We start from the raw sequence: 9767 nt of genomic DNA on the forward strand, positions 1-9767 counted from the left end.
CAGCTCGTCCTGGGACACGAGGACGCGCTCGACGACTGGGCGGCGGTGCTTCGCCCGCTGGGCCTGGGCCGCGCCCGGCGCACGAAGGGGCGCAAGAAGGCTGCCGCCCCGAAGCGCGCGCGGGGATCCAAGAAGCGCTGACCCGCGTAGCACCTCCGTGGCGGGAGGTGCCCCAGCCGCCGCTACGGGATCGAGCTCTCGGGTGACTACGCGGCGACCGACTGGCTCAGCGTCGACGCTGCGCTGGCCTGGACCCACGGACGCTTCCGAGACGGCGATCCCGCGGGGAGTCACATTCCTGGCGCTCCGAACGGCAGCCAGCGCGGCGCGCCGATGTGCTTGCCCGCGAAGGCGCGGACACGCGCGCCTTCTACGCCTCGAGCCTGCGCGACGAGGCGCCGGGAGCCGACGAGCCCGCCTGGAGCGACATCCACTTCCTGCCCAGACAGCGGGCGTCGCTCGGTCTGTCTCTCAGCGCGGAGTTCTGAGCGGCGGCCGCTTTCAGCGCGCCCACCGAGCCGCTACCCTCGCCGCCATGCGCGCACTGGTCACCGGCGGAGCGGGGTTCATCGGGAGTCACGTTGCGGCGGGGCTGCTCGCCGCCGGCTGGGAGGTCGAGATCGTCGACGATCTCTCGTCCGGATCGCGCGCGAACGTGCCCGACGGCGCGGTGCTGCGCGAGCTCGACATCCGCGATGGCGCCGCGGTGACTCGCGTGGTCGGCGACTTCCGGCCGGACGTGATCGTCCACCACGCGGCGCAGGCCAGTGTCTCGGTCAGCACGCGCGAGCCGCTGCTCGACGCGCAGGTGAACGTGCTGGGCTCGCTGCACCTGCTGTCGGCCGCGGCGGCCTGCAAGGTGTCGCGCTTCGTGTTCGCGAGCACCGGCGGCGCCATCTACGGCGAGGTGCCGGAAGGACAGCGCGCCTCGCTCGCGCTGCGCCCCGCGCCCGCGAGCCCCTATGCCTGCTCGAAGTACGCGACCGAGGTGTATCTCGAGTCGTTCCGCCAGCAGCACGGCCTCGACTACACCGTGCTGCGTTACGCCAACGTCTACGGGCCGCGCCAGAGCCCGCATGGCGAGGCGGGCGTGGTGGCCATCTTCGCCAGCCGGCTGTTGCGCGGCGAGCCGGTCACGGTGTTCGCGCGCGCGAAGTCCGGAGACTCGGGCTGCGTGCGCGACTACGTGTACGTGGACGACGTGGTCGAGTGGAACCTGCGCGCGGTGCGCGGCGCCGTGCCCGGGCGCATCGCGAACGTGGCCAGCGGCATCGGCACCACGACGCAGGCGCTGGCCGAGAGCATGAAGCGCGAGGCGAGGAGCGCGTCGGAGATCCGCTTCGGTCCGCCGCGCGCGGGCGACCTCGAGCGCTCGGTGCTCGAGCCCGAGCGCGATTCGCGCGCGCCCGTGCCGCTCGCCGAGGGCGTGCGCCGCACGCTCGACTGGTTCCGGAGCCACGCGAGCTGAGACTCAGTCGAGCAGCACCACCTCGTCGCCCACGCGCACGCGCGCCTCGCCTCGGGGCCGCGCGTAGAGTCCGAGCGTCTGGTTCGCCGCGCGCACGATCGCGCGCAGGATCGTCGGGTCCTTGGGCAGGTCGGCGAAGCCGTGGGTCACCATGACGCAGCGCACGGTCGCGATCGAGTCACCGCCCAGCTCGAGGTCGCCGATGCGCAGGCGCTTGCCGGCCCAGTCGGCGTCGGCGAAGCCGGCCAGCCCGGGGCCGGTCTCGACCACGAAGTTCGGCCGGAAGCGGCGCACGTCGACGCGCGAGCCGGGCGCGGCCTTGGCCAGCGCGTCGAGCGAGGCGGTCGAGACCAGGTGCAGCGGGAAGGCGTCGAAGTAGGTGCCGGGCAGTGACTCGAACTCGAACAGCTCGCGCGGCAGGTTCGACAGGTCGGGCAGCGGCTCGTCGGGCGTGCGGCCGAAGATCGAGCGCAGCTCCGTGAGCACGTCCTTGTGGTCGGGCGGGCCGCGCCGGTAGTGCTCGCGTTCGCTCTCGGGCAGGAGTGGCCACAGGGTGACCGGTGTCTCCACCGCCGCCGACACGCGCGCGGCGGCGTCGGGCGCGTCGGCGCGCACGCGCGAGCCGTCCGGCAGCCCGATCTCGGGCACGCGCGGCTCGGCGCGCGTGGGCGTCTCGAGATAGCGCGCGGAGAGGCGCATCAGTCCCGCGATCTTCTTCGCGCCGCGGATCCCGCCGCGACGCTCGTCGCGCACCGCCCAGCCGCGGTCGCCCGGAATGCCGCCGGCGTCGACGAACGCCTCGTCGAGCCGCTCCCCGGCCATCGACTTCACGGGATAGCGCCAGATGTCTCGCACGCGTCCGATCGCCTTCATGTCACTCTGCCTCCAATGTGAACGTCGCCACCGGCTCGGAGATGCCCTTCAGCGCGCGCGCTGGCAGCGCGCGCAGGCTGAAACGCGGGTCGAGCGCACGCTGCACCTCGCCGGTCACGAGGATGTCGACGCCGTGCTCGCGCGTCAGCCCCTGCACGCGCGCCGCGACGCTCACCACCGTGCCCACCACCGTGAACTGCATGAGCTCGTGACTCCCGACCAGGCCCGCGATGCCCGTGCCGCGGTGCAGCCCGATACCCAACGCGAGCTTGGGCAGGCCCTCTGCGGCCAGCTCGTCGTTGTAGCCCGCCAGCTCGCCGCGCATCGCGAGGGCGGCACGCGCGGCGTCGTTGGTGTGCCACGGGTTGGTCTCGAGCGCGCCGAACAGCGCGAGGATGCCGTCACCGATCAGGGTCGAGATGTGACCCTGGTGCGCGGTGATCGCGCGGCTCATGCGCTCGAAGTAGCCGTTCAGGATCCGCACCAGCGCGCCGGGGTCGACGCTCTCGGAGAGCGGTGTGAAGCCGACCAGGTCGGCGAACAGCACCGTGACTTCCTTGCGCTCGCCGTGGGTCGGAACGCCGGTCGCGATCACGCGCTCGACCAGCTCCATGGGCGCGAAGCGCGCGAAGGCGTGCTCCAAGCGTTCGAGCTCGGCCGTGGCCGAGGCGAGCCGGAGCCGCGCGGCCGCGTTGGCGCGCCGCGCGCGCAGCCAGAGCCAGGCGCAGGCGCCCGCGCCGAGCCCGAGGAGGAGTGTGACTGCCTGCGCGGCCGACATCAGACCTCGGTGATCACGTCGAGCCGCACGACCATGTTCGCGAGCGCCACGACCGCGACCGCCTCCACGAGCTGGTTCTGCGAGAGCAATCCGAGCAGCTCGCGCGCATTCTGCTGCAGGCGTTGCGGCCGGCCGCGGATCGTGCTGCGCGCGAAGGACACGAGCGCGTTCTCGATCGCAGACAGCTCCGGTGAGCCCAGGTGAGTGAGCGTGGCCTCGACGACCTCGGGCGCAAGGCCGGTGCTCGCCAGCAAGTCACTCGCCTCGCGCTCCGATTGCGGGCAGTCGAGCCCGCGCGCGACCACCGCGAAGATCAGCGCCTTCGCGCGCGTGCTCAAGACCGGCGAGGCCAGCGCCGCGTCGATCGTCTCGCGCAGCACCCGCGCTCCCGGAAGACCTTCGAGCGCGCCGACGAGATAGGCCCAGGGGCCACGCGCGGCCTCCGGCCCGAGCGCGGCCGCGCGCGCGAGGTGGCGGCGGACGCGCCGTTGCATCGCGACGCGGATGAGCGGTGCGAGGAGTCGGGTGGACCACGTGTCCGCGAGGTCCTCGACCGGCGCATACGGAATCGCCGCGATCGTCATGAGCCGGTTCGCATACACGTCGTTCACGGCGCAGAACGCCATTTCACGGATCGCGGCGGTGTCCCAACCCGCTGCCCGCAGCTCGCGCGTGTCGGCCGCCGCAGAGAGCGGCGCGGCGCGCGAGACACGGCGGGCAAAGTCGAGCGACGCCCGCGCGCGCGGGTCGATCTCGGCTTCGATCAGGCCCTGCTCGAGCTGGCGGATGCGTGAGTCCGGCACGCCGTGGACCCGGAGCATCATGCGCTGCAGGCCGAAGCAGTAGCGGCACGAGTTGTCCTGACTCACGACCAGGCCGATCAGGTCGTCCAGCACCGAGTCGACGTGCAGGTACACCCCGCCGGCGATGCGCGACAGCGAGTGCACCACCCACGGCACGCCGGTGAAATACGCGACCGAGGAAGGGACCGCGCCGAGCTCGCGCCGCACGTAGGCCTCGAGCTCGCGGTCGCGGTGCGGCTGGAGCACGCAGGCATCCCATTCCACGTCGGCGAGCGCGCTGGGCATGCGCACGAGGATACCGGAGAATCCACACGTGGAGCCGATCGAGCTGCGCACGGAGCGGCTGTGGCTGCGGCAGTGGCGGCCGTCCGACGGGGCGCCGTTCGCCGCGCTGTGCGCAGACCCGCGGGTCATGGAGTTCTTCCCGGCGACTCTCTCGCGCGCCGAGGCCGAGGCCCTGGCCGAGCGCTGCCGCGCCGGCATCGCGCGCCGCGGCTGGGGTCTGTGGGCGGTCGAGGCGCCGGGGGTGACTCCGTTCGCCGGCTTCGTGGGCCTGGACGAGCCGGGCCCGCACGTGCCCGTGGCGCCCTGCGTCGAGATCGGCTGGCGGCTCGCCGCCGAGCACTGGGGCCGCGGCTATGCCAGTGAGGCCGCGCACGCGGTGCTGCAGGCGGGCTTCGCGCGCCTGGGGCTACACGAGATCGTGTCGTTCACGGCCGTGGGCAACCGCCGCTCGCGCGCGGTCATGGAGCGCATCGGCCTGCACTTCGCAGGTGAGACCTTCGAGCACCCCTCGGTGCCCGAAGGCAGCCCGCTGCGCACGCACGTGGTCTACCGGCTCGCGCGGTCCACGCCGGCCAGGAAATCGAGCACCGCGTCGAACGCCGCCGGGTGAGACGCCGCGCCGATGTGGTCGGCGTCGGGAATCAGCGCCGAACGCGCGCCGGGGATCAGCGCCGCGATGCCGGCGAAATCGCCGATCAGCTCGTCCTTCGCGCCGCCGAACACCAGCGCCGGCAGGCTGAGCTGCGACAATGCTTGGCGGTTGGGCAGGCTGCGCGCCCCGCGCCGCACCGCGGCGAGCGCGCGCAGGTCGTTGCCGCGTGACTCGGCGAACGCGCGGAAGGCACGGCCCACGGGGCTCGTGATCTTGCTGGCGTCCGGCGCCTCGAGCGCCGCCACCACGGCGTCGTTCTCCGGCAATCCCTGCAGCACGTTCGCGCCGATCCCGCCCAGGATGACCGAGCGCAGCCGGTCGGGCCGGCGCTCGAGGAAGCCGAGCGCGATGCGCGCGCCCATCGAGTAACCGAACAGATCCACGCTGCGCGCGTTGGCGTAGCGCAAGAGCTCCTCGAGGTCGGCTGCGTAGGTGTCGAGCGAGTAGGCGGCCGGGTCGTAGGGCTTGTCGCTGCGGCCGTGGCCGCGCAGGTCCACGCGCACCGTGCGCCGGCGCGCCTCGCCCAGCCGCTTCACCCAGCCGGTCGCCAGCCACGAGTCGTCGGCGCTCGACGCGAAGCCGTGCACCAGCACGACCGTCGGCCACGACGGCTCACCTGCCTGGTCGAAGTGGAGCCAGACACCGTTGGAGCGGATCGTAGGCATCGAAAACCTCCTTCGTGACTCAGGCGGGGCCGAGGGCGGAGAGACCGCCGTCGACGACCAGCGACTGACCCGTGACGTAGCTCGACTCACCCGACAGGAGGAACAGCGCCGCGTACGCGATCTCCCAGCCCGTTCCCTGCCGGCCCAGCGGCACGCGTGTGCGTCCGCGGCTCGGGCGGCCCTGGGTCGCGAGCCGGCCGAGCGGCGTGTCGATCAGCCCCGGCAAGAGCACGTTCGCGCGCACGCCCGCGCGCGAGCCCTCGAACGCCACGTGGCGCATCAGGCCCGCGAGCCCGGCCTTCGAGGCGTCGTACGACGGCGCGCGCGTGCCCGGCTGCAGCGCCGCGATCGAGCTGATGAACACGATCGAGGCGCCCGCGCGCAGGCGCGGCAGCGCCGCGCGCGCCACCAGGAAGTGCGCGCGCAGATTCACCGAGAACGCCTCGTCCCAGGCCGCGGCGTCGGTGCCGGCCAGCCGCGCGCCGCGTGCGATGCCCACGTTCAGCACCAGTCCGTCGAGGCCCCCGAGCGCCGACTCGGCCTCGGCCACGATGCGCTCGCAGACCGCGGCGTCGCTCACATCGCCCACGATCAGCGCACCGCGCCCGCCGTCCTTCTCGATCCGCGCGAGTGTCTCGCGCGCGGCCTCGGCGTCGGCGTCCGCGCACGCCACCGCGGCGCCCTCGCGCGCACACAGGAGCGCGATCGCGCGGCCGTTGCCGATCGGCGGCTCGGGCTCGGGGCTGGGGCGCGTGCCCGCGCCGACCACCAGGATGCGCCGGCCGGCGAGCCGCTCGCGCCCCGGCGCCAGGCCGTGCGCCTCGGAGGTGAGAGGGGCGGGCGGTCGCTCGGGTCTCTGGGAGTCGCTCACCGCGCCATCATACCGCGGCTCGACTAAGCTTCTCGCGTGGACGTCGACGTGGACCTGGACTCGGTGGACCTGGTGCTCGGCACCACGCGCTCGGTGCGCCGGAAGCTCGACTTCGAGCGGCCGGTGGAGCCCGAGGTGATCGAGGCCTGCATTGCGCTGGCGACCCAGGCGCCGACCGGGCGCAACGCCCAGGGCTGGCGCTTCCTGGTGATCACCGACTCCGAGAAGAAGCACGCAGTGGCGGAGCTCTACCGCCGCGCCTTCAGTCACTACCGCACGCTGCGCGCCGCCGAGCCCCAAGCCGAGCCGCCCAAGGCGAGCTACCAGCTGCTGGCTGACCGCATGCACGAGATGCCGGTGCTGATCCTGGTGTGCATCGAGGGCCGGCCCGAGTCACTCTCCGTGCCGCAGCAGGTTGCATTCTACGGCTCGGTCCTGCCCGCCGCCTGGTCGCTCATGCTGGCGCTGCGCGCGCGCGGGCTCGGCTCGACCTGGACCAGCCTGCACCTGCTGCACGAGTCCGAGGCCGCGCGCATCCTCGGCATTCCCGAGGGAGTCACGCAGACCGTGCTCCTGCCCGTGGGCTACATGCGCGACGCGGTGCTCCGGCCCGCGGATCGGCGCGGGCCGGGCGAGGTGACCTACTGGAACGGCTGGGGACTCAAGCGCTCCCTGTGACCAGGAACTGGGGCAGGATCAACAGGAAGCTGCCGTCGGCCAGCGAGCGCTTCAGGTCGGCCTGGAGTGACTCGAGGGTGGCTGCGGAGAGCCGCCCCGACTCGCGCGCGTAGGACAACATGTTGAACACGATGGCCGCGGTGAAGCCCTTGGTGTCGGCGGTTGCGACGATCTTGAGCTTCACGTCGGAGAAGCCCGCGGCGCGCATCGCCCCGTAGAGCTTGCGCCCGATGTGCGGCGTGCGGTAGGCGGGCGCGGCCGCCGCGAACAGCTCGGCCATGCGCTCGGCGCCCAGCGGCTCGACGGCGAGCAGGCCCCAGTCACTGTCGATCACGTGCGCGAGCCCACCCGGCCGCAGCACGCGCCGGAACTCGGACAGCGTGGCGGCCACGTCGGGCACGTACTCCATCACGTTCTTGCACACGAGCCGGTCGGCGAATCGTGACTCGAGCGGGAGCTTCTCGCCCTCGGTGCGGTGGAAGGAGAGAAGTGACTCGACGCCCTCGCGCCGCGCGCGCGCCGCCGCGCGCTCCAGGAACGCCGCGTTCAGGTCCACGCCGTGCACGCGCCCGCCCGGCGCGACGCGCCGCGCGAGCTCGACCGCGAGCCCGCCCGGCCCGCAGCCGTAGTCGACCACCACCTGGCCGGCCGCGAGCTGCGCCGGCTCGAGCAGCGGCGCGTTCTGCGGCCGCCACTCGAACATCTGCTCGTAGGCCTCGAGGCGTTGGGGCTCGATCTCGAGCCAGTGGTCGCGGTAATAGGTCGCGTCGTTCATGGCTGCGATTCTACGCCGATTGACATGCAACCGATGAGTTGCATAACATCGCAGGCGTGGACGACGTGTTTCGCGCGCTGGCCGACGAGACCCGGCGGCGGCTGCTCGATCGGCTGCATGCCGAGCCGGGCGCGACGCTGTCCGAGCTCGCCGAGCCGCTCGACATGACGCGCCAGGCGGTCTCGAAACACCTGGCGCTGCTCGAAGCTGCCGGGCTCGTCGTGAGTCGCTGGGCCGGCCGCGAGAAACACCACTACCTGAACCCCGTGCCGCTGGTCGAGATCCACGAGCGTTGGATCTCGAAATTCGCGGCCCAGCGCGCGCGCCGGCTGCTCGAGCTGCGGCGCGCGCTCGAAGAGAAGGAGGAGCCCCGATGAGCCTGCCCGCCCTGGTGCTGGAGGTCGAGATCAAGAGCACGCCGGAGAAGATCTGGGAGGCGATCACCAGCCCCGACTGGACGCGCCGCTACTTCTTCGACTCGGCCGTGCGCTCCGAGTTCCGCCGCGGCGCGAAGATCGAGTGGAACGGTACGAGCGGAAACACCATGGCCGACGGCGAGATCGTCGAGATCGATCCGCCGTGGAAGCTGGTCACGACCTGGCGCTCGCTGTGGCAGCCGGAGCTCGCGCCCGAGCCGGCCAGCCGAGTCACCTGGGAGATCGAGGAGCGCGCGAACGGCTGCCTCCTGCGCGTGACCCACGATCGGCTCGACGCCTCGCCGAAGACGCGCGCGGCCGTGACTCCGGGCTGGCGGCGGATCCTCGACGGCTTGAGGGACTGCGTGCAGGCCGGCTAGCGGCTACAACCTCGGGGTGCTTCGAGCCGCCAGCGTCCTCTCTGCCGTTCTGTTCGCGGCCGTCGCGGCAGTCGGGCTGTGGGGATTCTGGTGGGAGCCGGCGGGTCTCGCGCTGCGTGAGTACGAGCTCACCTTGCCGCGCTGGCCCGCGGCCTGCGACGGCCTGCGCGTCGCGGTGATCTCCGACCTGCACGTCGGCTCGCCCTTCCACGGGCTCGAGAGCCTGACGCGCGTGGGCGAGCTGACTCGGGCCGCGCGACCCGACCTCGTGCTCTTCGCCGGCGACTACGTGGTGCGGGACGGCGGCGCCTGGCACTTCGTGCCGCCCGAGGCGATCGCGCCGCGGCTGGCGGGCCTCGATGCGCCGCTGGGCCGCTTCGCGGTGCTCGGCAACCACGACGGCTGGGTGGGCGCGCCGCGCGTCGAGCGGGCGTTGACCTCGAACGGCATCCCGGTGCTGAATGACTCGGCCGTTCGGCTCGCGCGCGGCGGCTGCGCCTTCTGGCTGGCCGGGGTGAGTGACTTGTGGACCTCGCTCCACGACGTGCAGCGCGCGCTCGCCGGCGTCCCGGAGGACGCGCCCGTGCTCGTGCTGACCCACAACCCGGACGTGTTTCCGAGTCTCCCCGAGCGCGTCGTGCTCGGGATCGCGGGCCACACGCACGGCGGCCAGGTCTGGCTGCCGTTCTTCGGCCGCCCGGTCGTGCCCTCGATCTACGGCGAGCGCTTCGCGATCGGCCCGATCGTGGACCAGGGCCGCCACTTCTTCGTGTCGCCCGGGATCGGCACGAGCATCATCCCCGTACGGTTCCGCGTGCCGCCCGAGATCTCGCTGCTCGTGCTGCGCGCGGGCTAGAGCTTGAACACCCGCAAGGCGTTCTCGCGCAGGAACTTCGGCCACACGGCGGCCTTGAACGGCACGTGGGGCATGTCGCCGAAGATGCGCTCCAGCGTGAGTCCGGCGGGGAAGTAGCCCGCGTAAAGGATCTTGTCGGCGCCGCGCGTGTTCGCGTAGTCGATGATCGCCTTCGGGTAGTGCTTGGGCGCGAAGGCGCTGGTCGAGTAATACAGGTTCGGCCACTTCAGCATCAGCTTCACGGCCAGGTCACACCAGGGCTCGGCG

At 72.5% G+C, this 9767-nt stretch carries 14 protein-coding genes; 7 read left to right on the plus strand and 7 right to left on the minus strand.

The annotated features are described in order from the left end of the window. The first annotated feature begins 335 nt into the window (after positions 1 to 335). Both VMR86_18205 and VMR86_18210 read left to right on the plus strand, forming a co-directional pair. Positions 336 to 488: a hypothetical protein gene (locus tag VMR86_18205; GenBank protein ID HTO08988.1), complete on the plus strand. Its 153-nt coding sequence runs from the start codon at positions 336 to 338 to the stop codon at positions 486 to 488. Positions 489 to 535: 47 nt separating this feature from the next. Further along, a complete protein-coding gene (locus VMR86_18210; GenBank protein ID HTO08989.1) occupies positions 536 to 1468 on the plus strand; it encodes an NAD-dependent epimerase/dehydratase family protein in 933 nt (310 codons plus the stop codon). 3 nt (positions 1469 to 1471) lie between these two features. Here the strand turns inward: VMR86_18210 and VMR86_18215 are convergent, their stop codons facing one another. The 3 genes from VMR86_18215 to VMR86_18225 are packed head-to-tail and all read right to left on the minus strand — an operon-like array spanning position 1472 to position 4207. Next, on the minus strand, positions 1472 to 2341 hold the full coding sequence (locus VMR86_18215; protein ID HTO08990.1) for an MOSC domain-containing protein: 870 nt from the start codon (positions 2339 to 2341) through the stop codon (positions 1472 to 1474). A 1-nt stretch (position 2342) separates the two neighbouring features. After that, positions 2343 to 3119, minus strand: a complete 777-nt coding sequence (locus VMR86_18220; protein ID HTO08991.1) for an adenylate/guanylate cyclase domain-containing protein — start codon at positions 3117 to 3119, stop codon at positions 2343 to 2345. Then, positions 3119 to 4207, minus strand: coding sequence for a hypothetical protein (locus VMR86_18225; GenBank protein HTO08992.1), 1089 nt, complete (start codon positions 4205 to 4207; stop codon positions 3119 to 3121). The genes VMR86_18220 and VMR86_18225 overlap by 1 nt, the downstream gene beginning before the upstream one ends. A 28-nt stretch (positions 4208 to 4235) precedes the next feature. On the opposite strand from VMR86_18225, the gene VMR86_18230 reads away from it, so the two are divergent. Then, the gene (locus tag VMR86_18230) at positions 4236 to 4817 is read left to right on the plus strand and encodes a GNAT family N-acetyltransferase (protein ID HTO08993.1); all 582 of its coding nucleotides are present in this window, start codon (positions 4236 to 4238) and stop codon (positions 4815 to 4817) included. Here VMR86_18230 and VMR86_18235 read toward each other — a convergent pair. Beyond that, entirely contained in the window at positions 4754 to 5524 is a 771-nt protein-coding gene (locus VMR86_18235) for an alpha/beta hydrolase (protein HTO08994.1), read from the minus strand. The two genes, VMR86_18230 and VMR86_18235, sit on opposite strands and share 64 nt — an antisense overlap. 19 nt (positions 5525 to 5543) lie before the next feature. Beyond that, a complete protein-coding gene (locus tag VMR86_18240) occupies positions 5544 to 6395 on the minus strand; it encodes an SDR family NAD(P)-dependent oxidoreductase (GenBank protein HTO08995.1) in 852 nt (283 codons plus the stop codon). A 36-nt stretch (positions 6396 to 6431) separates the two neighbouring features. Here VMR86_18240 and VMR86_18245 point away from each other — a divergent pair, with 36 nt between their 5' ends. Beyond that, positions 6432 to 7073, plus strand: a complete 642-nt coding sequence (locus tag VMR86_18245; GenBank protein ID HTO08996.1) for a nitroreductase family protein — start codon at positions 6432 to 6434, stop codon at positions 7071 to 7073. Here VMR86_18245 and VMR86_18250 read toward each other — a convergent pair. Then, complete coding sequence (locus VMR86_18250; protein ID HTO08997.1) at positions 7057 to 7848, minus strand: methyltransferase domain-containing protein; 792 nt, start codon at positions 7846 to 7848, stop codon at positions 7057 to 7059. The two genes, VMR86_18245 and VMR86_18250, sit on opposite strands and share 17 nt — an antisense overlap. A gap of 56 nt (positions 7849 to 7904) precedes the next feature. Here VMR86_18250 and VMR86_18255 point away from each other — a divergent pair, with 56 nt between their 5' ends. From VMR86_18255 to VMR86_18265, 3 genes are read left to right on the plus strand one after another with little or no spacing between them, the layout of a single operon-like run. Next, complete coding sequence (locus VMR86_18255) at positions 7905 to 8225, plus strand: metalloregulator ArsR/SmtB family transcription factor (protein ID HTO08998.1); 321 nt, start codon at positions 7905 to 7907, stop codon at positions 8223 to 8225. Continuing rightward, positions 8222 to 8644, plus strand: coding sequence for an SRPBCC domain-containing protein (locus tag VMR86_18260; GenBank protein ID HTO08999.1), 423 nt, complete (start codon positions 8222 to 8224; stop codon positions 8642 to 8644). The genes VMR86_18255 and VMR86_18260 overlap by 4 nt, the downstream gene beginning before the upstream one ends. Positions 8645 to 8660: 16 nt before the next feature. Then, positions 8661 to 9500, plus strand: a complete 840-nt coding sequence (locus VMR86_18265) for a metallophosphoesterase (GenBank protein HTO09000.1) — start codon at positions 8661 to 8663, stop codon at positions 9498 to 9500. On the opposite strand, the gene VMR86_18270 is transcribed toward VMR86_18265, so the two are convergent. Next, a partial coding sequence (locus tag VMR86_18270; GenBank protein HTO09001.1) for an amidohydrolase occupies positions 9497 to 9767 on the minus strand: 271 nt, incomplete at its 5' end. The genes VMR86_18265 and VMR86_18270 overlap by 4 nt on opposite strands.

Source organism: Myxococcota bacterium (assembly GCA_035498015.1).
In the GTDB taxonomy this organism is placed as follows: Bacteria; Myxococcota_A; UBA9160; order SZUA-336; family SZUA-336; genus VGRW01.

What these genes read in the sequence shown, in the direction of transcription:
- VMR86_18210 (HTO08989.1), top strand. Translation starts at nt 536, where the DNA reads ATGCGCGCACTGGTCACCGGCGGAGCGGGGTTCATCGGGAGTCACGTT.
- VMR86_18215 (HTO08990.1), bottom strand. Translation starts at nt 2,341, where the DNA reads ATGAAGGCGATCGGACGCGTGCGAGACATCTGGCGCTATCCCGTGAAG.
- VMR86_18220 (HTO08991.1), bottom strand. Translation starts at nt 3,119, where the DNA reads ATGTCGGCCGCGCAGGCAGTCACACTCCTCCTCGGGCTCGGCGCGGGC.
- VMR86_18225 (HTO08992.1), bottom strand. Translation starts at nt 4,207, where the DNA reads ATGCCCAGCGCGCTCGCCGACGTGGAATGGGATGCCTGCGTGCTCCAG.
- VMR86_18235 (HTO08994.1), bottom strand. Translation starts at nt 5,524, where the DNA reads ATGCCTACGATCCGCTCCAACGGTGTCTGGCTCCACTTCGACCAGGCA.
- VMR86_18250 (HTO08997.1), bottom strand. Translation starts at nt 7,848, where the DNA reads ATGAACGACGCGACCTATTACCGCGACCACTGGCTCGAGATCGAGCCC.
- VMR86_18260 (HTO08999.1), top strand. Translation starts at nt 8,222, where the DNA reads ATGAGCCTGCCCGCCCTGGTGCTGGAGGTCGAGATCAAGAGCACGCCG.